23 protein-coding genes are annotated in these 21,856 nt (G+C 30.7%); 16 read left to right on the plus strand and 7 right to left on the minus strand.

What is annotated here, in order from left to right:
• Positions 1-240 precede the first annotated feature (240 nt).
• Both ACJDUH_RS13895 and ACJDUH_RS13900 read right to left on the minus strand, forming a co-directional pair.
• A complete protein-coding gene (locus ACJDUH_RS13895) occupies positions 241-1,626 on the minus strand; it encodes a DUF4179 domain-containing protein (RefSeq protein WP_406765815.1) in 1,386 nt (461 codons plus the stop codon).
• A 13-nt stretch (positions 1,627-1,639) separates the two neighbouring features.
• Positions 1,640-2,173, minus strand: coding sequence for a sigma-70 family RNA polymerase sigma factor (locus tag ACJDUH_RS13900; protein WP_406765816.1), 534 nt, complete (start codon positions 2,171-2,173; stop codon positions 1,640-1,642).
• A gap of 409 nt (positions 2,174-2,582) precedes the next feature.
• Here ACJDUH_RS13900 and ACJDUH_RS13905 point away from each other — a divergent pair, with 409 nt between their 5' ends.
• The 6 genes from ACJDUH_RS13905 (at position 2,583) to ACJDUH_RS13930 (ending at position 7,276) form a co-directional block, all read left to right on the plus strand.
• Complete coding sequence (locus ACJDUH_RS13905) at positions 2,583-3,179, plus strand: RNA polymerase sigma factor (protein WP_406765817.1); 597 nt, start codon at positions 2,583-2,585, stop codon at positions 3,177-3,179.
• Positions 3,166-3,957, plus strand: a complete 792-nt coding sequence (locus ACJDUH_RS13910) for a DUF4367 domain-containing protein (protein ID WP_406765818.1) — start codon at positions 3,166-3,168, stop codon at positions 3,955-3,957. The genes ACJDUH_RS13905 and ACJDUH_RS13910 overlap by 14 nt, the downstream gene beginning before the upstream one ends.
• Positions 3,958-4,171: 214 nt before the next feature.
• Positions 4,172-6,121 (plus strand): SLC5/6 family protein, encoded by a 1,950-nt coding sequence (locus ACJDUH_RS13915; protein ID WP_406765819.1) that lies wholly within the window; start codon positions 4,172-4,174, stop codon positions 6,119-6,121.
• A gap of 16 nt (positions 6,122-6,137) precedes the next feature.
• Positions 6,138-6,440 carry a zf-HC2 domain-containing protein gene (locus ACJDUH_RS13920; RefSeq protein WP_406765820.1) on the plus strand — a complete coding sequence of 101 codons (303 nt, stop codon included), beginning with the start codon at positions 6,138-6,140 and terminating at the stop codon, positions 6,438-6,440.
• A gap of 9 nt (positions 6,441-6,449) precedes the next feature.
• Complete coding sequence (locus tag ACJDUH_RS13925) at positions 6,450-6,968, plus strand: RNA polymerase sigma factor (RefSeq protein ID WP_406765821.1); 519 nt, start codon at positions 6,450-6,452, stop codon at positions 6,966-6,968.
• A complete protein-coding gene (locus tag ACJDUH_RS13930) occupies positions 6,965-7,276 on the plus strand; it encodes a zf-HC2 domain-containing protein (protein ID WP_406765822.1) in 312 nt (103 codons plus the stop codon). Before ACJDUH_RS13925 ends, ACJDUH_RS13930 begins: the two co-directional genes overlap by 4 nt.
• A gap of 144 nt (positions 7,277-7,420) precedes the next feature.
• Here the strand turns inward: ACJDUH_RS13930 and ACJDUH_RS13935 are convergent, their stop codons facing one another.
• The 3 genes from ACJDUH_RS13935 to ACJDUH_RS13945 form a co-directional block, all read right to left on the minus strand.
• A complete protein-coding gene (locus ACJDUH_RS13935; RefSeq protein WP_406765823.1) occupies positions 7,421-9,265 on the minus strand; it encodes an acyltransferase family protein in 1,845 nt (614 codons plus the stop codon).
• A 206-nt stretch (positions 9,266-9,471) separates the two neighbouring features.
• The gene (locus ACJDUH_RS13940; RefSeq protein ID WP_406765824.1) at positions 9,472-9,711 is read right to left on the minus strand and encodes a hypothetical protein; all 240 of its coding nucleotides are present in this window, start codon (positions 9,709-9,711) and stop codon (positions 9,472-9,474) included.
• Positions 9,704-9,859 (minus strand): hypothetical protein, encoded by a 156-nt coding sequence (locus ACJDUH_RS13945; protein WP_406765825.1) that lies wholly within the window; start codon positions 9,857-9,859, stop codon positions 9,704-9,706. Before ACJDUH_RS13945 ends, ACJDUH_RS13940 begins: the two co-directional genes overlap by 8 nt.
• Before the next feature lie 134 nt (positions 9,860-9,993).
• Here ACJDUH_RS13945 and ACJDUH_RS13950 point away from each other — a divergent pair, with 134 nt between their 5' ends.
• The 6 genes from ACJDUH_RS13950 to ACJDUH_RS13975 all read left to right on the plus strand — a co-directional run bounded on the left by ACJDUH_RS13950 (position 9,994) and on the right by ACJDUH_RS13975 (position 15,777).
• A complete protein-coding gene (locus ACJDUH_RS13950) occupies positions 9,994-10,527 on the plus strand; it encodes a DUF4367 domain-containing protein (protein ID WP_406765826.1) in 534 nt (177 codons plus the stop codon).
• Between the two features lie 110 nt (positions 10,528-10,637).
• Complete coding sequence (locus ACJDUH_RS13955; protein ID WP_406765827.1) at positions 10,638-11,153, plus strand: sigma-70 family RNA polymerase sigma factor; 516 nt, start codon at positions 10,638-10,640, stop codon at positions 11,151-11,153.
• Positions 11,146-11,832: a DUF4367 domain-containing protein gene (locus ACJDUH_RS13960; protein WP_406765828.1), complete on the plus strand. Its 687-nt coding sequence runs from the start codon at positions 11,146-11,148 to the stop codon at positions 11,830-11,832. Before ACJDUH_RS13955 ends, ACJDUH_RS13960 begins: the two co-directional genes overlap by 8 nt.
• Positions 11,833-12,117: 285 nt before the next feature.
• Positions 12,118-13,584 carry a spore germination protein gene (locus ACJDUH_RS13965; RefSeq protein WP_406765829.1) on the plus strand — a complete coding sequence of 489 codons (1,467 nt, stop codon included), beginning with the start codon at positions 12,118-12,120 and terminating at the stop codon, positions 13,582-13,584.
• Entirely contained in the window at positions 13,577-14,662 is a 1,086-nt protein-coding gene (locus ACJDUH_RS13970; RefSeq protein WP_406765830.1) for a GerAB/ArcD/ProY family transporter, read from the plus strand. The genes ACJDUH_RS13965 and ACJDUH_RS13970 overlap by 8 nt, the downstream gene beginning before the upstream one ends.
• Positions 14,659-15,777 (plus strand): Ger(x)C family spore germination protein, encoded by a 1,119-nt coding sequence (locus ACJDUH_RS13975; RefSeq protein ID WP_406765831.1) that lies wholly within the window; start codon positions 14,659-14,661, stop codon positions 15,775-15,777. Before ACJDUH_RS13970 ends, ACJDUH_RS13975 begins: the two co-directional genes overlap by 4 nt.
• Positions 15,778-16,108: 331 nt before the next feature.
• Here ACJDUH_RS13975 and ACJDUH_RS13980 read toward each other — a convergent pair whose 3' ends face one another.
• Positions 16,109-16,276, minus strand: coding sequence for a hypothetical protein (locus ACJDUH_RS13980; RefSeq protein WP_406765832.1), 168 nt, complete (start codon positions 16,274-16,276; stop codon positions 16,109-16,111).
• A 164-nt stretch (positions 16,277-16,440) separates the two neighbouring features.
• On the opposite strand from ACJDUH_RS13980, the gene ACJDUH_RS13985 reads away from it, so the two are divergent.
• From ACJDUH_RS13985 to ACJDUH_RS14000, 4 genes are all read left to right on the plus strand, one after another.
• Positions 16,441-17,142: a M48 family metallopeptidase gene (locus ACJDUH_RS13985; RefSeq protein WP_406765833.1), complete on the plus strand. Its 702-nt coding sequence runs from the start codon at positions 16,441-16,443 to the stop codon at positions 17,140-17,142.
• 87 nt (positions 17,143-17,229) lie between these two features.
• Positions 17,230-18,741 carry a spore germination protein gene (locus tag ACJDUH_RS13990; protein ID WP_406765834.1) on the plus strand — a complete coding sequence of 504 codons (1,512 nt, stop codon included), beginning with the start codon at positions 17,230-17,232 and terminating at the stop codon, positions 18,739-18,741.
• Positions 18,719-19,813 (plus strand): GerAB/ArcD/ProY family transporter, encoded by a 1,095-nt coding sequence (locus ACJDUH_RS13995; protein ID WP_406765835.1) that lies wholly within the window; start codon positions 18,719-18,721, stop codon positions 19,811-19,813. Before ACJDUH_RS13990 ends, ACJDUH_RS13995 begins: the two co-directional genes overlap by 23 nt.
• On the plus strand, positions 19,800-20,909 hold the full coding sequence (locus tag ACJDUH_RS14000) for a Ger(x)C family spore germination protein (protein WP_406765836.1): 1,110 nt from the start codon (positions 19,800-19,802) through the stop codon (positions 20,907-20,909). Before ACJDUH_RS13995 ends, ACJDUH_RS14000 begins: the two co-directional genes overlap by 14 nt.
• Here ACJDUH_RS14000 and ACJDUH_RS14005 read toward each other — a convergent pair.
• Positions 20,906-21,793, minus strand: a complete 888-nt coding sequence (locus ACJDUH_RS14005) for a phosphatidylserine decarboxylase (RefSeq protein WP_406765837.1) — start codon at positions 21,791-21,793, stop codon at positions 20,906-20,908. The genes ACJDUH_RS14000 and ACJDUH_RS14005 overlap by 4 nt on opposite strands.
• Positions 21,794-21,856: the final 63 nt, after the last annotated feature.

A 21,856-nucleotide genomic window follows, 5' to 3' on the forward strand; every position in this document is an offset into this window, starting at 1 on the left:
TCCTAGTGTTTTTAAACCTAAGTATAATGATTCAATTCAAGACTTATATCTATACTTTTTATTATTCTTCAATAGAGATACGAACTCCACATTCTATTCTATATAAATATTAAATTAAAAACAATTATTAATTTACTCCAAATACAAGAATTATATTATTGCACCTATAGAACTCATGTCACAATTTACTACATTGTTAATAGTTTTGAATAGAGTGTCAGATGTATTTTTTGATAATAATTACCTTATCTTAATTGTAAATTTTAAATCATCTCTTATATTATAGCGTTTTTCATAGTCTATCGCTTTCAATTTGTAGGACTTATTCTTATCAAGATTTTGAAGTTCAGCAATATATTTATTACTTCCTGGCTGATCTTCTCTAACGATTCCATCATAAAAGGCATATTCCTTATTATCATTATCAACAATCCATAGCTTTGAATTGGATAAGAGAGCCATCAAATCGCTGCATTCATAATAAATTAAAGTTTTATCCTTTTGAAAATCAATTTTAGTTATTATATACCCCCCTAACTTTCCTTCATCTAGTATAGTGTTATTGTTTATGCTTATTGGAACCTCTTTCATATCCATAGGTACTGTTCCTTTCTCATTGTTTTTCTTTTGCATGAACTGTTGGATAGTAGTATATGGGATTATATTTATTGTTTGAGTATCTTCTAAAGCATTACTGTATATCAATTGATTACTGTAAATCTTTGATTTTTGTGAACCTTCTCCACTTCCTGATTTATAATTTAATTTTCTTCCTTTATCATCATATATCAAATATCCACCCTTATCTCCATAAAATCCTCCATTAAAGTTCTCACTAGTTTTTATAACTGTATTTATAGGAGTCAGGATTATCCCATTAACTTTAAGTCCTGGTCTTAATGCTGATAAATCAATATCAGTTTTTATTTCTTTAGACTTTAAATTTATTTTTTCTTTAGATACTTTAAATTTAAAGTCCCAATTACCTTTTATTTCTCCAACAAGTTCTCTTATATCCAAGTTTATTAAAAATTCATTAGGAATCTTTATGTTTACTGATGAAGCATTTATAGAAGAACTGTTTCCTAAATTAATATATTCAACTCCTATATAAGACTTGCTGTCTTTAAATAATCCACTTGCACCACTGCCTGTATTAACAGTTTTTCCATTTATCATTATGTTGCTCTTAAAAATAAATGGGTCAGTTTTTAGGTCTTTGTCACTCTTAACTGTATAACCTAATGCCAACTGCACACCATCATAGGCTATATCATTTATTGTGATTTCTACTCCATTTGAAGATTTAGATACATTTAAACTCTCTTTGTAGGTGATATAGTCTTTATCAATAATATTATTTTCACTTAAAAATTGAAACACTGAGCCAACTACAGGAAGATTTCTTGCAGCAACTGGGAATGCTATACTGATACTACATATAATAATCACTGCTAAGGAAGCTGCTATTGCTAATTTCTTTAGAATAGTGCCTTTATTTTTCCTATCGTCAGGTAGGTTGGCTATGGTATTTTTTATTATTAAATCTAGAGCATCAGGAATTGGTAATTTCTCACTGCTAGCTTTTTCTTTTAATATATCATCTAATAACAAGTCTTTATCCATATCTAAATACCTCCTATGCATCCTTAAGGATTTCATACAGCTTATTTCTAGCTCTAGATAGTCTTGATCTAACAGTACCCTCGGGAATATTAAGCAATTTTGCAATTTCCTTTTGAGGCATATCTTCGAAGTAAAATAATGTTGTTATAATTCTTAAATCATATTCAAGTGAATTTACTGCATTTGTAAGTTCAAGATTATGAAAGGTTTCTATGAAGTAAGTATTTTCCTTCAGATCATATATTGGTATTGACCGTTTATTTCTTTTTAATATGCTATTGCATTCGTTTAGAAGTATCCTAGTTAACCATGTCTTAAAATATTCATCTTTCTTAAGATTAATTATTTCAACATATGACTTCACTATTGTATTTTGAATTGCATCTTCAATATCTTCCTTATTGCTTAGAATACTTAATGCTATTCTATACATTGATGCCTTGTTATTTTGGATAAGTCTTTCAAAAGCCTGCTTATCTCCTTTTTTGGAGAGCCGAACATATAGTTCTGTATCAATCCCTTTTGTAATCAGTGATGCAATTTGCACTTCACTACCTCCTTGATAGATAATTTAAATCTATTAAAAATCATTACATCTATTAGATAAATAAAACATATAAAATGTTCGCGAAGAGATAAACTTTTTACAACTTTTGAGATTTTATTTACAAATATATTCCATAAACGCTTTTCAAAATCCTCTTTAATAAAAATTATCTTAGAACGATTTCTCTTGTGTCATTTTATTCTCATATACTTATCTTTCAATCCCAACTTTTATTAATAGTGTAATTCTAATTGGAAGGATTGGAGAAAAAATTATAGAATATATACCAAGATAAATCGATAAGAAATGTAAAAGTTTATAAATTTTAGTACATACGTTGAACCTTTTTTATTTTTAAGTATCTATATAAGTGAAATTAAAAAATGTCTAATGGAAGCGGGGTGAGGCTTTGATTAACTGTAGTGTAATAGAAAGGATTAAGGAGGGAGACAGAGATGCTTTTATATTAATTTATAATACCTATAGGTCAAAGGTTTATAGCACCGCTTATTTTATTTTGAAAGATTGTCAGTATGCTGAAGATGTTGTTCAAGAAACATTTTTGCAGGTGTACTTAAAGATATATAAGTTAAATGCTCCAGAAGCTTTTGAAGCATGGCTTTATAAAATTACTGTTAATTATTGTTTTAAGCTTTTAAAGAAAGATAAAAAAAACAATTTATTAGAATTAGATGAAAATTCAAGTTTAAATAAACCTGATAGAGATGAGCAAAATGTTCCTGATAACATAGTTATTCAAAATGAAATGAAAGATGCAATTATGCATTGCATATATGGTTTGCCTAATAAACATAGGGTTGTTCTTACATTATTTTATTTTAATAATATGAGCTTAAAAGAAATAGCAGATATAATGGGCTGTTCTGAAGGGACAATTAAATCAAGGTTATATTATGGAAAGAAAATACTGAAGGACTTATTAGATAGTGAATATAACTCAAGTTTTAATAATACAGTGGGAGGTCCTATATATGAATCTCGATGATATAATTAAAAATTCTTATGAGCAAGAGGCTGTTAAGGTAGAGCTAAGCCAAAATAAAGAAATTGAAACATTGAATTATATTTTATCTAATATAGACAAATCTCAAGGTAATATTTTAACAAAGGTCACTAAGAAATTTAGAAGTTACTTATCATTTTTACGCATTAGTGAAGCGTTTGGAGTGATAATTATTCTTTTTATTACTTTTGTTTTACCCATAATAATAACACAGAATAAGCAGGTATCTATTACTAATATATCAAGTAACCCATTGGACCAGAATAAAATTGAGGGAAACAAAGATAATGGTATTAATATGATTGATAAAGAAGTGCCAAAAGGGGTTCTTGATAATATAAAAATCAAGAATGAAGAAATTAAAGACAAAGATAGGATTCAGAAGGAAATTACTTTTAAAATAGAGAAACCAACTATAGATCTAGGGGATTTAAAGGAAGTAGATGTTACCCTCAAAAAAGAAATAATTAATGAAGATGATCCCAAAAGTAAAAAGACCTATGATTATTATACAGAGGAATACAAAGGAAATAACGAAAAACAGCTAATCATTGTTCAATCAAACGCAGTTACAGATACACCATTAAATCCAATTAATTTAACAGAAAAGGGAATTATAAAAGGCGTTGAAGCCTTTATTTGTGAATCTAATGGTGGTTGGACTCAGGTTATGTTTATAAAGGATAGCAAATTTTATAATGTATGTGGCAGTAAAATACCTAAATCTGAATTAATAAGGATAGCAGAGTCACTAGCGTAACTTTAATAAATGATACTAACATAAAGAATCTACTTATACATCAATTAAAATCTAATAGCTAAGTATCCTGACCTTAAAATTACTATTCCTATAGAATAGTTGCTTTAAAGAAGTTAGTGGTTACTTAAAAATATTTAATTTTCCCTGTAACTTTTCCTAATGTTGGTAGTCTATATATATAGATGAACCAACATTAGGAAAGAAAGGGATATAAATGATTTTAGATAAATTAATAAGTCATATTAATAATTATATGATTATCAGCAACATTACGCTGTACTTAATGAGTACTTCCATAATTATTATGAGCATTGTATATATAGTTCATCTGTTTTTAAAGAAACAACTTTTTGAACGTAATATGATTTATGCAGGCATTGCTGCAAGAATATTAATGTTTCTTGGGTTTACAATAGAATTTGCTCATCAGATGACAACCTACGATAAATATAGGCCAATTTATAATGCTAAGTGGGACGCTGCAATACAATTAGTTCATTTTCTGTTTTGGGGATACATTGCAGTAGTAGGAATATATTATTTATTAACCATAGGTATAAAGAAATATAGAGGCTTTATTTATACCTTCGATATATCAATGATGAGCATTCCTTTAGTCTTCGGATTAGTTTTAGGGATTTTTCAAGGCCTTTATAGTGGTGGTATAGAGACACTGTTATTGATACCATTACCAGCGGCTTGTATTTATATATTTTATCAATACTATTGGAGAAGAAAACTGACCTATTTTGCTGCCTTCTTCATAACTACAGTAATTACACTTACTTGTGCCTATAAGTTTAAGTCCTTAAAGCTAATGCTGCCTTTTGCAGCTTTTATGCTCCTGCTTGGAATTTATGATTTAATTATGGCAGACCTCCAAATAAAAATATACATGCCGTTATTATTAATACCTCCTATCATCTTTATCTTTGCTGCTAATCCTTTTTATAATTTATGGACATTAATAGAAAACGAACAAGCTTATACAGTAAGTAATATTTTTTATAAAGATGTAAAGAATTTTTCCCTAAATGACATGGAAAAAAGAATTAGAGGGGCCCTTGATGACAAAAATGATAAACTGCTTATTAAGAAAGTATCCAATTCTTATATCGGCAAAGATTATGAACTTCAACTTGGAGAATATGACATTAGGGTTTTAGGTGTGGATGGTAGAACTCTGGGAATCACGCGAAATGATTATCAAAAAGCAGGAATCGGCAGTATAAGTTTTAATAAAGCAGAGCTTATGAAAAAAAGTTTAAACTTCTTAAAGCAACTTGGGTATAGCTATAATCCTGATATAGTTGATGTAAAGAATTGGATGAAAAATGGTGACTATACTATAAGCTTTTATCATAAATATACTGATGGTAAGCTCACTGATACCTTTCCAATGTGTGAATTCATATGGAATAATGATTCAAGGTTAAAGTATTTAAGTATAACAGGAGTCTTTAATATTAAAGATTATTCAGAGGTTAAGATTAATGAATCACAGATAAAGGTAATTTTAAATGATTTTTATAAAAAGCTTAACAAAAGTACTCCTAATTACGTCATAACTAGTATTAGAGAAATTTGGAGAAGTGGTGTGGATATAACTTGCGAAAATGGTGATAGCTTTGAAATTGATGCTACAAGTGGTGAAATAATTAACTATAACAACTTAAAGGTTGATAACAAATTTGATAAGACAATGGAAGGCACCATAAAAAACAGAGGAAAGGCTATTAACTATGCAAAAGCCATAACCTCATTATGGGCTAAAGCAGATTTTAAAGAAACACAGCTTGGAAAATCATACTCCTATGGACAGTACAACTTTATAGGTAAAATTCCAGGGATAAAAATAACAATTGAAACACTTGTCAACATCAAGGGGGAACTGGTAAATTTTAGGCAGAATATAGTCCCGGATAATAGTAAATATTCAAGTAATGCCTTCAAAATTAATAGCAAGGAAGCTATTAAATTAGTAGAAGAAAGGTTCAATCCTTTTAAAATTTATACAGTGAAGGCTGCTTTGGTATTAACAACAGATGATTATAATAATACGGAACTTAAATGGAGAGTGGGAGTAGTGCCATTTATGAGTTCAGAAAAGTTATATTATTTAGTAGATGTGAATACAGGTATGGTAGAGCCTGTAAGTTATTAATGGGTAGGTGAAAAATATGAGAGTGGGTAAGAGCCAATGTTCAATTTTTAAAGACTTATATGAAGCTTTCCTTCAAGGTGAAACTGAAGAAGAGACTAGGATTTGGATGAATGAGCACATAAAAGAATGTAGCCACTGCAGTGAATGGTCTAAAGACTACGAGAAAGATAAAAAGGATAAAGTTATAGATACAAGCGTACAAAAGGACATGTATGACGAGGCAAAAGATGTAATTAAAAAGACAAAGCTAATTGTATCTATTGGAATGGGATTAATAATATTCATAGCCCTTTGGATGTCTGTTTGGATTGGTACTTAGGTGGACTAGATGGAAGCTATACAGAACATAGAAGAGCTTTATGAAAAATACAGACCCTATATCTATACTTATTTATTCTATCAAACAGGAAGTAAAGAAATTTCAGAAGAACTATCACAGGAGGTTTTTCTTAGAGCCTTCAAGAGCTTATCTACTTATAGAGGTGACTGCTCTGTTAAAACTTGGCTTTATACTATAGCTCATAATTTATATGCTACCTGGTATAAAAGGGAAACAAAATATGGTATGACCACTTTGGATAATACAAATGAAGCTGATTTTTTATCTGAGGAGGGTATACCAGAGGATTCTTTGGAGAAGAGAGAAAGAAGAGAGCGGGTAAGAAAAGTATTGAATCTACTTAAGGAAGAGCATCGAACTGCGCTAATTCTATGCGATGTAATGGAATTTTCTTACGCTGAGATTGCAGAGCTTTCTGGATGGAATTTATCTAAGGTAAAGATAGTTATCTATAGAGCTAGAATTCAATTTAAGCTCCTCTTTGAAAGTGAAGGTGATAACATATGAAGTGTTTTCTTATAAGAGACTTGCTTCCTTTTTATGCAGCTGGGAAAGTATCAAGTGATACAAAAGACGCAGTAGAGAAGCACTTTCAAGAATGTGGTGAGTGCCTAAAGCTTTATAACTCTATTACGGACTGCAGTGAGGAAATAAAGGTTTGTGAAGAGTTCCTAGTTGATGTTAAACCAAAACCAGGAGATAGAGAGTTTTGGAGAAAATATTATGGCAGCTTATATATAAGAGGTATTTGTTTGTTTTTGGTTGTACTTATATTTGTAATAGAAGTAATAAGGCTAATTAAATATTTTAGATAGCACTAAATTAAATGGCTGAAATAAAAGGAAGTGGATTGAAAGTATAAGGCATATATATGCCTTATACTTTTTATTTTAAATTACCTCAAAATTGCATATTATTAAGCTAATAACTATAAAGTAGTGTCTAGACTATAGGGTATATCATTTTCCGCTTATTATAGCTTGGTCTATAAGGGATGTTAAGGCTTGTACCCCATTAGGGTTCAAATGCACACCGTCAGATGAAAAGTATTCAGGATGATTAATTGCTGAAGAATACCAATCAACTAGTGTAATGTTTTTGTTTTCCATAGACTTTTTATTTAAAGTTTCATTTACTACCTTTTCCCATGGACGCGGCACACGGGTATTTATTAAATAAATATGTGCTTTTGAGAATGAACTAAGTAAAGTATCTATCTGTTTGTCAGTAAAATAACCATTTGTTCCAAGCTCAATGATAACTGCATTATCTGCATTATTAAAAGCAGAATATGCATGGGCTAATTCAACTGCTTGATTTAATTGCCTACCAACCTTAGCATCAATTGTTAGATTAGTATGTTTTTTATTTAAATCTGCAGCAATATCTAGCATGATAGAATCTCCAATGGCCAGCATTTTATTATAAGTCTTACCGGTAGACTTAGAACTTGCTTTATTTTCTTCAATAGAGCTAGCCTTAGAATCATCAGCAGAGCTTGTATTAGAATCTTCAATTTTAGAAGACTGTTTTGAATTATTTATTTCTATTTCAATTGTAGATGATTCATTCTTTTCTGCTTGAGCTTTATCTTTCTGAACACCTTTGATACAAGAGGTAAATAAAGAAATTACTAAAGGTAGTATAATCATAACGGAAATTCCTCTAGCTAAAACAGGGTTTTTTACTTTAATAGACAAGTACTTCATTAATATTTTCTTAAATCCATATTTTCGAATAGGCATTTCAATGAAGCGATATGAAAGTTCAGCAATAATAATTATAATAACTATTTGCAAGCACACACCCCAGTATGCTGGATTTCCAATTTCATAAACTGGAGTACTTAAAACAATTATAGGATAATGCCAAAGATAAATTCCATAGGATCTCTTACCCAGCCAGCTTAAAGGCTTCAATGAAAGTAAACGACCTAAATAACAGCTAGGATGTGAAATGCAAGCTATAAGTATGGCTGCATTTAAACTAATAAGTAACATTCCTCCTCTATATAGAAATGATTGATATTCATTGGTGAAAATAACACTAATAATAAATACAGAAAAAGTAATTATACTTGTAATATTTAATGCAGTTTTTTGCTTAACAGATATTTTTTTAGAGGATATTCTGTTCATTGGATAAATAATAGCCAGCCACCCCCCTATAAGTAGCTCAAAGGCACGAGTATCTGTCCCATAATAGACACGGCTGGGATCCTCTCCTGGTATATACAGTATAGCCATTAACGTAGCTGAACATAATGCTGCCATAAAAACAAATTTGGAAAGCTTTGTTCGTTTTTTAAAAACCTTTAGACCTGTTATAAGCACAATAGGCCATATTATGTAGAATTGTTCTTCTATTGCTAAGGACCAAAGATTCTTTAAAGGTGATGGTTGTCCAAAACTATTGAAATAAGAAAGTTTATGAAAAATAAACCACCAATTGCTTATATAAACAAGAGAGGAAGCTGCATCTCCCTTTATTGTGCTCACTATTTCGGGATGCAATAGCGCAGCCCATACAAAAGTTATTATTATCATTACATAAGCAGCTGGTAACAACCTTCGAATACGTCTAATCCAAAATTCACGAAAACTAAAATTATGGTTATTTTCTTGTAATGCTAAAATATTAGATGTTATAAGATAACCAGATATAACAAAGAATATATCAACCCCTAAAAAGCCTCCTCCAGCCCAACTGAAGCCAAAGTGGTATGCTATTACGGCTAATACTGCAAAGGCTCGAAGCCCATCTAAGCTAGCTATATAACTATGGCTTTGCGTATTATTTAACATAAAAATCTCCTTTCATTAATCAATTACTAAATTTTAAAATTAAGATTCAAGCTAAAATATAAATAAAATATTTAGCGTTTTATGGCCTTTCTTAATAATTGACGCTAAAAGAATACAAAAAGTTTTAAAAACATTTATATTTCTACATAAGTTAAAAAACAAAGACAGCAAAGAATATATTTCATATTTCTGCTGTCTTTATATTATTACTTCCTATTTTCATAAGTATTTATGAGCCTTACTGATTTGTGTATAGGGGTCAGTTTCTCGTAGTTTTTAGACCATTCACTGCAGTGGCTGCATTCTTTTATGTGCTCCTTCATCCAAAATGAAGCTGATTTTTTGTCTGAGGGTTTAGCATAATCTATTGCGCCAGATTGATAGCCTGATCTAGCAACCATAACCCCTGCTATATTAGCTAATTCATTTAATTTGGATCTAATCACTTACTTCACCAATTGATACAGGATTCCTCTTATCTTTACACTCAACCGCTGGTCTATATCTAATACTCAAATGAAAAAATTCATAGTAAACATCAAATTCATTATTTGTACCATTCTTCCCTACAATACTTGTTATTTTTGATACCACAGTATCATAGCCTTTATTACTACTATTAATAATTAAAATTTTTAAAAAAAATGCAACATTTTCACAAGCTCATTTGTATATAGGATAGAAGTTAATCTTCAAAACAATATATGCAAAGAGAGGAATATTTTAAAATGAAAAATTTTATTATTAGTTTCATATGTGTTGCAATTATTATTTCCGTGGGTGTTTATACCTATGACGTTAAGAATATCAAAGCAAGCGCTTCTCTGAATTCAAGTTCTACTAAACCAAACAAAGAATTGTCTTCAAAGCAAATTCCTAACCCAATGAAAGAATACAGTACTTTGGATGAAGCAAGAAAAGCAGCAGGATTTAACTTTGTGATACCTACAGTTCTACCAGATGGTTATCAAATGAACGGTATTAAAGTTATAAACGGCAGTATGGCTGAGGTTACTTACAAGAAAGGCGATTTAAAAATTATATACCGAACAGTTGCAGGAAATTCCGATATTAGTGGTGATTATAATGCTTATGATGTAGTTAAAACTATTACTGCTGGAAATACTAAGGTTGTTATAAAAGGTAAAAGTGATGGTATCAATCTTGCTACATGGACCAAGGAAGGGGTAAGCTTTTCTTTGTCCTTTGCCGAAGCTGTTAATGAAAAAGCAGTTTCAACAATGGTTGAAAGTATTAAATAATTAGTTTATCTATTGAAAAGGAGAATTGAGAGTTTCATTTGTTCCTTTTTTAGATACCATATAGGATATATCAAATGATATCATAGTATAATTCTACAGAATGCTTACAAATGAAAGAGGGGAGTAAAGTGCCCAACGTTTCAATGTGCACAGATGAGATAGTAGTGCACGCATTAAAAGAGTACGGAAACACGATTTTAAGATTATCATATTCATATTTGCATAGTATTTCTGATGCAGAGGATGTTCTGCAGGATACTCTGCTCAATTTGATAAAAAGTAAACCTGTTTTTTCAAGTACAGAACATGAAAAAGCATGGCTGATGCGTGTGGCAATTAACCTAAGTAAAAATAAATTAAAATCTGCCTGGTTAAAAACTATGGAAATTCCAGAAGATCTCACGGCAGAAAGTATAGCAGACGAAGAATTAGAGGCGTTGGAGGCAGTTCATAACCTACCTATAAAGTATCGAGAAGTAATCCATCTTTTTTATTACGAGGGGTATTCCACCTCTGAAATTTCCTCTCTTCTTCAAAAAAAAGAATCAACAGTACGTTCACTTTTGTTCCGGGCAAGAGGAATACTTAAAAATAAGCTGAAAGGGGAGTATGATTTTTATGAATAAATATCATTCTGCAATGGAAAAAATCAAAGTTTCTCCTCAAATGGAGGAAAGAATTCTAAAGAATATTACAAGTAAGAATGAATTAAATATAGAGACGAAAAAGCAGCAGAAGTATAAATGGATGAGACCCTTTGGCATTGCTGCTGGGTGTGCTGTTGTAATTGGAGCCATATTCATCTATCCATCAATTATGAATAATAACGATGTAAGTCAGCATATTCAGAGAAATCAATCAGCAAACAATTCTAATGGAACTAATACTAAGCCAGGAGGGCAGGTTTTAATTCCTTACCAGATTGTAAATACCGAAGGGATTGAAGAGCTAAAGAAAGTTGTTCCATTCCAGCTGCAAATACCGGGAAAACTTCCAACAGGTTATAAAATTGATAAAACTTCGGTTATATCAAGAGAATTGGCACAAATTATATATACAGATGGAAGTAATGAAATAATATATAGAGAAGCTAAAGGAGCAAAGGATATTAGCGGTGATTATAGAGCCTATGAAGAATCTAATGTGGCAGGAATTGGAGATGCCAAAGTTGTGTTTAAAGGAAACAAATCTATGATCAACCTTGCAACTTGGGCAAAGGATGGTTCTTCTTACTCGCTTTCTTTTTCAAAGGGGATAGAAAAAGAAGAAGTTATTTCAATCATAAAGAGTATGAAAAAGGCATGAGCTTAATATTTTTTTACTGTCGATATAAATATCGGCAGTGTTTTTTTGTACATAATAAATATACTATAAATAACCAGTTCGGTATATTTTTAAAATAAACATTCTATTACACGTAGTAACCACAGTAGTATTTTACCATTTGACATCTATATTGGTATAATCTTTTTTTAATTATGCTTTATCAAATAGTAATAATTTTGGATTTTCATGTAAGAAATATTCAAAGTCACTAAATTTGTATAATAATTTATGTTTTACTAACAATAATTAACGAGGTGATTAGCCTTGAATAATAAAAGCGATGATATTTCAATAGATTTAAAATTAAACATAGCAAAACTCAATGATACATTCAGGGATTGCATGGATTTGGCAGGTAGAGACATATATTTACGTGATAATACTGAAGGTTATTTATTTTATATAAAGGGCTTAGCGGATGAAGCTGCTGTTCAAAGGGATTTTATTACCCCTATATTGGATATGGAATTTTCAGATTTTCTAGATAAGACAAAAGTTTGTAAATTGCCTACCATCAACTTACTTATTTTTAAGGATTTTAAAGAAATAATACAAGCAATTTTATCAGGGAAGACTATTATTATTTTAGATGGATTAAACTATGCTTTAGGATGTAGTCTTACACAATTTGAAAAGAGAAGTATAACTGAACCCGAAGTAGAAAAAGGTGCAAAAGGCTCTCATGAGGGATTTGTTGAAGTTGTTGATACAAATATCTCAATGTTAAGAAGAAGGATTAATTCCAGCAAACTTAAATTAAAAGGATACCGCCTAGGCGAAACTACAAGTCAAAAGGTAGTTCTAGGGTATATGGAAGGTATAGCAAACCCCGAAATATTAAAAGTTCTTGATGGTAAGATAAAATCAATAGATTATGATGGGTTGCTGGCTGCTGGATATATTCAGCACATAATAACTGACTTTCCAAATTCAATCTTCCCCCAATACAGAATGACGGAAAGGCCAGACGTTGCTGAAAAAGCTCTCCTTGATGGCAGTTTCGTTATTATGCTTGATGGTACACCTGGTGCCCTCATAGCACCGGTGAGCTTAATGTCTTTTTTTACTACTATAGATGATTACAGCTCTCATTGGATTTCCGGCAGCACCATAAGATTTCTTAGAGTGTTCGGTGCAATTATTTCAGTCACATTACCTGCAATCTATGTTGCATTGACAACCTTTCATTTTTATATGGTTCCATATTCCTTGTTAATTCCACTAGCAATCTCCAGATCAAAGGTACCATTTTCACCAGTGGTTGAAGGAATAATAATGGGATTAGTACTTGAGGCCCTTCGTGAATCAGCTATCAGGCTTCCAACATATATTTCCGCCTCTATAGGAGTAATAGGTGGCATTATACTAGGGCAAGCGGTTGTAAGCGCAGGTATTGTAAGTAACCTTTTTATAATTGTTATTGCAATTACAGCAATAACTTCTTATATGATACCGACTTATGATTTAGAAGTTGCACTAAGAAGTATGAGAGCTGCATTTATGATTGCTGCAGCAGCATTAGGTATATTAGGTATTATGGTTTGTATTTCTTTATTACTAATAAAATTTGTTACTTTAGAGTCCTTGGGGCAGCCGTATCTTCAACCATTCTCTCCATTAAAGCTTCGTGATTTAAGGGATAGTATAGTAAGATTGCCGATAGGGGTTTTGAAAAAGAGACCAGATGTAGCAGAGCCAAAAGACAAAATCAGAGGAAAAAATAATGGATGAAAGAAAAGATATTATAACTTCAAAGCAGCTAATGATATTTTTAATTACAGGACAAATTGGAACGGGTACCGTTACTCTGCCAGGCCGGCTTGCAGAGAATGTAGGTCATGATGGATGGATATCCGTAATATTAGGGTGGCTTATTTCAAACATTGTCCTTCTTTTTATATTGGCATTAATGAAAAGATATTCAAATAAATCAATACTTGAAATAAATACCTTAGTTTTTGGAAAATATATAGGCACATTAATTAATTTATCTTTAATAGCTTATACTTGTTTTTCAACAGTTATTTTACTTAGAGAAAGCGAAGAAGCTTTACATATTACTTTATATAAGCTAACTCCAGAACTTATACTGACGGGTGCATTGATAGCTCCAACCATATATGTGTCTTGGTTTGGCATTAAGTCATTTTGCAGGTTTTCTGGCTTTTGGATTACTAGTATTTTTATACTTATTATAATTTTTATACTAGCATATAATGACTTTAAAATTAATTTTATAAAACCAATTGGCTATAGCGGAATAAAAATAATTAGTAATGGGTTACTACCCTCATTCTCTACGTTTGTGGGTATGGAACTTATAACAATTTTCTACCCATACGTAACTGATAAAGATAAGGCTGGGAAATATGTGCTTATTGGAAATTTAATATCAGGAGTGTTTTATACCCTTGTGGTATTTCTTTCAACTGCAATACTTGGAGAAAATCTTGTTAAACATTTAGTGTTTCCGCTTCTTAGCGTACCTAAAATAATTAGCGTGCCTTATATTGAAAGAACGGATTTATATTTTTTTGGAATTTGGTTTCCGCTAATGCTCTCTTCAAGCCGTGCATATTTTATAAGCATGCTTTATGGCATTAGGAAGGTATTAAAACTACAAGTAAATAGAGTTTATTATATTTTACTTGTAGTTATTATAATTTTACTAAGCAGAATACCTTCAGATTTTGATGCTATATATCGTTATGAAAATATACTATTTATTTTTGGAGTTGCAGTAAATTCTTACTTGATTGCTTGTTATATATTATCTTTTATCATTAAAAGAGGGACTGAGGTCAAATGAAAAAACTAAAATTGCTGATAATATTGCCACTAATAGCTTGTATTTTTACTGGATGCTGGGATCAGAAAATACTTGAAAAAATTGGATTCAATCTTGAACTTGGAGTTGAGAGTAATCCCAATGGCTTATCAGTTTCATATGTAAGTCCATTAATTGCACCTGATGAGTCAGGTAAAATAATTTCAATTGAAAAGCTTGATGGTGTATCAACTTTGAGGGAAGCTAGAGAAAAAGCAAAGCTTTCTAGCTCCAAAAAAGTTGAATCTGGAGTACTGGATCATATTTTGTTTTCAAGTGAATTAGCTGCTTCAGGACTAGATGATATATTATCAGTATTAGAAAGGGAAGCTGATGATCCAACACAGTCATATTTAGTTATTGTAGATGGAAGTCCAAGGAAGTTACTGAGCAGTATCAGTGAGTTTAAAACCAAGCCTAGATCTGATATTTATCTTAAATCCTTAATTGAAAGTGGAATAGAAAGCTCTTACATTCCAGATACAGCTGTACATGATTATGATATAAACCTCTTTTCAGGAACAATAGATTTAATAGTTCCAATGATGAAATTAGGGAATGAAGAGGTTGAATTAACTGGCTCAGCACTATTTCATAAGGATAAGATGGTGGGAAGTATAAACATTCGGGAAACTTCCATACTTCTTTCATTAATGGGAAAAAAGAAACCAATGGAGTATATATGTAAAACAGTAGATAATACAGAGGTTAGTTCACATAAATTAGTAGGAATGGCAGTTACGTTAAAGGACGCAAAAAGGAAAATAAAAGTTACACTAGAAAATGGCAGGCCAATTGTTAATATATCATTAAGTTATAAGGCCAGATGCGATGATGCTAGATGGGGGATTGATTTTACAAATAAGGAAATAAAGGCTAATATTGAGAGCAAGATTGCTGAAAATATTAAGGATGATAGTATGATGGTGCTGGATAAATGCCAGAAAGCCGGAAGCGATCCTATGGGAATTGGGGACATATTAAGAGCTAATTATCCTAATTATTGGAGCAATACAACATGGCTTAAAGCTTATCAAGATGCTACTTTTAATGTTGATGTAAAGTTACATATTAATAGTCATGGACTAATTAAATAAATACATCTCAAATAATTCATTCTTTCTGGAAGTTTATTTGTAAATGAAAATTGTAAATCTCTTCGTCATATACGAGGAGATTTTCTTTAAGTTATATTAAATAAAATGGTTTATAGAAACTTGGTTATGCTAAAAAGGAACTCTTTAAGTGTCTTCTAATGCTGACAAGTCCAATTTGCAAATTTATGTTAAGCCAAAAGCCTTTATATTAGTATGAAAAGATTATTTCTTAAAATTCGCCTTAGAAAAAAGCCATACATAGTGACAGGTTAGATTCTGCACCTTGTATGGCTTAGTGATGCTTTATTTAGGAAATTAATTTATAAGATTCTTATAGATATTTATGAGCCTTACTAATTTGTGTATAGGGGTCAGTTTCAAGTACTCCATGCATTTGATATATCATATTGTTAATGTCGATGTAACCATTAGCTTCTTTGTGTTCATCAAGGGCCTTGTGTATTTTTTTATTGTTATGTTCATGTTTGTCTCTAACCATAAATTATCACCTCAGTAATAGGATGTGCATTAATGCTAAATATATGAATTTTTATGTTTTTTATATTATAATAAAGAGGTAATTTATTAAGAGTATTTATGTTTTTTTGATAGTGAAATCTCTATTTTAAGCTGCATTATATAAATAAAGAAAGTGATAAATCCATGAAAATAACAATTGAAAACAAAGAGGTAAGTGTTATAGTAATAAGAAAAAATCGTAAAACCATTAGCATAAAAATTTCAAGCCCAACTGAAATTATTGTAAGTGCTCCCCTTTTTATAAATAATGAAAAAATAATAGAAGTATTAAAGAATAAAGAAACTTGGATTGCTGAAAAGTTAAACTCAATAAAAACAGATGAGAAGAGAGACTTTAGAGAAGGCATATTATTTTTAGGAACAAGCTATAGAGTTATTATACAAAATGTAAAACACAATTCTTTAAAATTAATATTTGATAAAAGTAGTTTTAATGTATATGTTCCTGAGAAATTAACTGAAGAAGATAAGCTTTTTAATATTAAAGGACTATTGATTAAATGGTATATAAATAATGCAAGAAGAATCTTTCAAGATAGGGTAAATTTTTATTCTAATATACTTAATGTAAGACCTAAGAGAATTGCTATAAAAGATCAAAAGTCCAGATGGGGCAGTTGTTCTTCAAAAGGAAACATTAACTTAAATTACAGGCTTATAATGGCACCTATGGAAGTAATGGATTATGTAATAGTACATGAGCTGTGCCACCTAATACATTTAAATCATTCTAAGGAATTTTGGGCATTAGTAAAAGAAGTTTTTCCAAGCTATTTAAAATGTAAGGAATGGCTTAAAATAAACGGAAATAGCTTGAACTTATAAGGCAAATATATGCCTTATATTTTTTTGTTTAAAATTACCTCAAATTGCATATTACTAAACTAATAATTATTAAGTAATGGGGTGATTATGATGGGATATGATGTAAAATACAGCCTTACAAATTATATGGCTTTAATAAAAGGAGAAATAGGAGAGAAGAGTCCTATTGTAATTAAACATATACTTTTAGGAACAGGCACTCCAGTAGAGGCAATCTTAATATATGTAAATGGTATTGCAGATAAGACAATTATAGATAGGGACGTTTTAAATCCACTGTTATTATCTATTAATGAGAATATAAGTGGGAAGATAGACTTGGTTAACTATCTGTCAAAAAAATATGTAGCCATGAGTAACACTGTGGTTCAAAATAATTTAAATGAAGCAATTATCAATATAAAAAGAGGAAATTCAGTTATATTTATTAATAATGAGAGGGAATTTATTATTATTGATACTAGAGGGGGGATGTATAGACAAATAACTGACCCTTTTATAGAAAGCGCTTCTAGAGGGCCTAGAGAAAGCTTTGTTGAAAATTTAGAAGCTAATATGAGTATGGTAAGAAGGTATATCAAAGATAAGAATTTAGTTTTTGAAAGATTTACCTTAGGCCAGAGGACTCAAACTGATGTTTTAGTTGTTTATCTTAAAGATGTAGCAGATGATGATGTGGTTAATGAAGTAAAAGAAAGAATAAAAGTAATAGATACTGACCGAACTAATGCACAAGGTATAATAGAACAATATATTGAAGACAGCCCATATTCAATATTTCCTCAAGTTAACATAACTGAAAGAGTTGATAAGACCTGCTCTCATATACTAGAGGGAAGAGTATGTCTATTAATTGAAGGAGCACCGAATGCCATGACTGCGCCTGCTATTTTTACAGAGTTTTTTCATGCTGTAGAGGATTATTATGATAGGACTATTGTTGCCAACTTCGTACGACTCATAAGGTTTCTTGCCATATTTATAATTATCACTGCTAGCCCCTTATATTTAGTATTCATTAAGTTTAATTCTGAACTTATCCCTGTAAATTTTATTTTACCTATTATAGAGTCAAGGAGAGGCATTGCCTTAAGTCCACTATTAGAAATATTACTTATGGAAATAGTAATGGAATTTTTAAGAGAAGGTGGACTTAGATTACCAAGCAAAATTGCACAAACTTTAAGTGTTGTTGGAGGCATTATTGTTGGTGATACTGCTACAAAGTCAAAATTTGTAAGTCCAACAACCCTATTTGTAATAGGGATATCCGTAGTGGCAACTTTTGTTATAGTAAATTATGAAATGTCCTTGTCCCTTAGATTTTTGAGATTTCCAATGTTAATTTTAGCAGATGTTTTAGGAGTATTTGGAATTACAATCGGCTGGTTTATTTTATTAGTTCATTTACTTTCCTTAGACAGCTTTGGGGTACCTTATTTAACTGTGAATACAGGATTTCAAGATAAATTTTTAAGAGGTCCACTGTGGAAGATGAATAATAGAGGTGGAGGAATTCCACATAAAGATAACATAAGACAAAAGGACTTTAGGTTTAAATGGAGGAAAAAGAAAAATGAAAAAGGTTGGAGTAAATGATATTACTGCTAATCAATTCATGTATATCTTAATAGGTACTATGATAGGAACGGGTGTGCTTAGTCTTCCAAATAATATGGCGAAGGGCGCAAAGCAAGATGGCTGGATTTCTGTAATTATTGCTCTATGGTATCCTTTATATGTTGTAATCTTAGGCATATACATTTCTAAAAAATATCCTAATGAAGATATATTAAAAGTGAATAAAAAATGTTTTGGAAATTTTATAGGAAGCCTTCTGTCACTTTTATTTACTTTACAATTTTTAATTGGTCTTCTTTCAGTTTCAGCAGGCTTTTCTAATGTTTCCAGAGTATATATAGTAGATTTCTTAACTCCATCTAAGATAATTTCTGTAATATTAATCTTAGGGTTATATGGAACATTTCAAGGTCTAAAAGTAGTTGGTAGAATAAGTGAAGTATCCTATTATTTTTTAATAGCACTACTTTTTGTACCTTTAATAGTACTGAGAGATGGAAGTGTTTTAAACATTTCTCCTGTATTTGGGTCAGGAATAAAAAAGATCGTACAGACAAGTAATAATGCCATATTTGCCTATTCTGGTATAGAGATAATATTTCTTATATATCCTTATGTAACTGAAAAGAAAGAAATAGCCAAAAGAGCAGTTACAGGGGTCTTAGTCACAGCAGCTATATATACCTACGTTACCTTTATGACTATATTCTATATGGGACCAGATGCTATATTACAAGCATTTTGGTCTGTTATGGTTATAAATGAAACTGTCAACCTTCCTTTTATAAATAGCTTTAGATTTATATTTATGTTCTTTTGGTCTTTAATGATATTTAAAACAATTGTAAATCAATACTATAGCTTTACTTATGGCCTAAGTAATTCTACCTTCAAATTTAGAGTTCAAAAGGTATGCTTCTTCATATATCCTTTTTTACTGGTTTTGACCATAAAGTATGGTAATGAAATAAGCAGAAGGAACTTATTAGAAAAATTAAATCCTATAATAATATGTTTTAATTTAATTTATCTAACTTTATTAGGCATAATTGTTCATTTTAAGAAGGTGAATAAAAATGAGATTTCATAGATATGTTTTAGCTAGCTTAATTATCATTGCTATAATTGCATATTTCCTCAGTGGAGTTTATAGAGTGCCAGTAGAAAAGGTTTCTGTTGCATCAGCTATCGGTTATGATTTGGAGGAGACTATAGATGGAATTACCATACATAGTGTACCGATAACCACTTACAACACGCAAGAAAAGGTAAATTCTTCCACAACTGAAGTATCTAAGGGTTTAACTCTTGCACAAACTAGAGAATCAAGACAGAACAGGATAGATAAGAAATTCTTGCTAGGCTTTGAGAGGGTTTATATAGTTAGTGAAACTATGGGTACTCATGGAATAAAAGAAATAGCAGATGTATTGATACATCATCCTCAAGTTAATGACACATCTTTAATTTGTGTATGCAAGGGAAAAGCTGAGGACATTATGAAAATGAAGATAGAAGGCTATCCAAGTTCTGGAGATTTTATAGAGGGTTTAATAAAGAGTTCTCAGGAATATAATTTTTATTCTAAAAATTATAAACTAATAGATGTAGCACTGAGGATTAGTGCTGAGGGAAGGAATATAGTAATTCCATACATTGAAGCTAAGGATGGCAGTATTATTATGGCAGGCCTTGCTCTTTTCCATAAGGAAAAACTAGTTAAAGTAGTTGATATACAGGAGACAAAGACGTTAAATTTATTAAGGGAAAATAATGTAACCGGAATGATCACTACAGAAGACACTGGGGAGAAATATGTAAATTTTTTTGGAAAGAGTAAAAGAAAGGTACAATGTTTAAGGGAGGATAACAATTATAGATTTATTATAAATTTAAGTATAACAGGCGATGTAACAGCAAATGAAAAATACGAGGATATTATAAATCACCCCGAAATTGAAAAAGAAATAGAAGAAGCTCTTGCAAAAAAAGTTAAGGGAAAATGTGAGAGGGAATTACAAAAGATAAAAAGTGAGTACAAGATAGATTGTCTAGAACTTGGAAGAGTCGCAGCTGCAAAATATGGAAGAGACACAGGAACTGATTGGGATAAAGTAATAACCAGTTCCCCAATAGAGGTTAATGTAAAAGTGAAGATTGATAAAGTAGGAAGAGCAGAAATTTAAAGCTTTTGACCTATTTTTTCTCCCATAAGTACAGAGGTCTCAAAGCCTAAGCCTGTTTGATTTATTATTTCTCTATCAATTTTTATTGTGTTTGGCTCAAAAAATATTATTACTGTAGAGCCACCAAATTTAAAATATCCCTTTTCTTCTCCCTTTTCTACCCTTTTATTAGGCTCATAGCTTTGCACTATTGCGCCAACGCAGGTTGCGCCAACTTCTACATATAAAATATCTTTAAAATTATCAGAATGGAGCAGACTCCATTCTCTTTTATTTTCACAAAATAATTTTTGTACTTTATCTAGGGCTATAGGATTAACGGAGTAATAGGAACCCTTAATTTTAACTTCCTTGCTGCATGTACCCCCGTCTACAAAATGAAAGCGGTGGTAATCAGTAGGACATAATCTTAAAATTAAACAGGTTCCACCCTCATATTTTAAAGCAGTTGCATCATCTTTTATTAGTTCTTTCAAGCTGTAAGTAAAGCCTTTAACTTGAATTAATTTTTCTAAATCTATATTTTCATAGGCTAATAACTTTCCATCTCCAAGGGAAATTAAAGAATTACTATCCATATCAATAGGTCGTGCTTCCTTCTTTAGTTTTCTATAGAAAAAATCATTAAAGGATGAGAAGTCCTCAGCAGCCTTTTCAAAACTTGTAGAATCTAAATTAAATTCTTTTATAAAACTGCCTATTTTTTTCCTGCTTGACTTTCTATCAACATAGAAGCCATAGATACCTGAAAACAGTTTCTTTTTTACTATCATTTCTAATAGCTTCATTCCAATTGGAGAAGAATATATCCAATTTAAATATTTGTCTCCGGCTACCTTTTCTATTTCATAGCTTTTGTTTTTTCGATTATAATACTTTATCATAGTTATATCTCTCCAAAGTGGTATACTTTATTTCATTTTACTATTATACAGTATTTTATTTTA

This window comes from Candidatus Clostridium radicumherbarum, assembly GCF_045310525.1.
GTDB classification, from domain to species: domain Bacteria; phylum Bacillota; class Clostridia; order Clostridiales; family Clostridiaceae; genus Clostridium_AT; species Clostridium_AT radicumherbarum.

Bases quoted from the DNA above. Each gene is read 5' to 3' on its own strand.
- ACJDUH_RS13895 (WP_406765815.1), bottom strand. From the start codon at position 1,626: ATGGATAAAGACTTGTTATTAGATGATATATTAAAAGAAAAAGCTAGC.
- ACJDUH_RS13910 (WP_406765818.1), top strand. From the start codon at position 3,166: ATGAATCTCGATGATATAATTAAAAATTCTTATGAGCAAGAGGCTGTT.
- ACJDUH_RS13915 (WP_406765819.1), top strand. From the start codon at position 4,172: ATGATTTTAGATAAATTAATAAGTCATATTAATAATTATATGATTATC.
- ACJDUH_RS13920 (WP_406765820.1), top strand. From the start codon at position 6,138: ATGAGAGTGGGTAAGAGCCAATGTTCAATTTTTAAAGACTTATATGAA.
- ACJDUH_RS13925 (WP_406765821.1), top strand. From the start codon at position 6,450: ATGGAAGCTATACAGAACATAGAAGAGCTTTATGAAAAATACAGACCC.
- ACJDUH_RS13930 (WP_406765822.1), top strand. From the start codon at position 6,965: ATGAAGTGTTTTCTTATAAGAGACTTGCTTCCTTTTTATGCAGCTGGG.
- ACJDUH_RS13935 (WP_406765823.1), bottom strand. From the start codon at position 9,265: ATGTTAAATAATACGCAAAGCCATAGTTATATAGCTAGCTTAGATGGG.
- ACJDUH_RS13950 (WP_406765826.1), top strand. From the start codon at position 9,994: ATGAAAAATTTTATTATTAGTTTCATATGTGTTGCAATTATTATTTCC.
- ACJDUH_RS13955 (WP_406765827.1), top strand. From the start codon at position 10,638: ATGAAAGAGGGGAGTAAAGTGCCCAACGTTTCAATGTGCACAGATGAG.
- ACJDUH_RS13960 (WP_406765828.1), top strand. From the start codon at position 11,146: ATGAATAAATATCATTCTGCAATGGAAAAAATCAAAGTTTCTCCTCAA.
- ACJDUH_RS13970 (WP_406765830.1), top strand. From the start codon at position 13,577: ATGGATGAAAGAAAAGATATTATAACTTCAAAGCAGCTAATGATATTT.
- ACJDUH_RS13975 (WP_406765831.1), top strand. From the start codon at position 14,659: ATGAAAAAACTAAAATTGCTGATAATATTGCCACTAATAGCTTGTATT.
- ACJDUH_RS13980 (WP_406765832.1), bottom strand. From the start codon at position 16,276: ATGGTTAGAGACAAACATGAACATAACAATAAAAAAATACACAAGGCC.
- ACJDUH_RS13985 (WP_406765833.1), top strand. From the start codon at position 16,441: ATGAAAATAACAATTGAAAACAAAGAGGTAAGTGTTATAGTAATAAGA.
- ACJDUH_RS13990 (WP_406765834.1), top strand. From the start codon at position 17,230: ATGATGGGATATGATGTAAAATACAGCCTTACAAATTATATGGCTTTA.
- ACJDUH_RS13995 (WP_406765835.1), top strand. From the start codon at position 18,719: ATGAAAAAGGTTGGAGTAAATGATATTACTGCTAATCAATTCATGTAT.
- ACJDUH_RS14000 (WP_406765836.1), top strand. From the start codon at position 19,800: ATGAGATTTCATAGATATGTTTTAGCTAGCTTAATTATCATTGCTATA.
- ACJDUH_RS14005 (WP_406765837.1), bottom strand. From the start codon at position 21,793: ATGATAAAGTATTATAATCGAAAAAACAAAAGCTATGAAATAGAAAAG.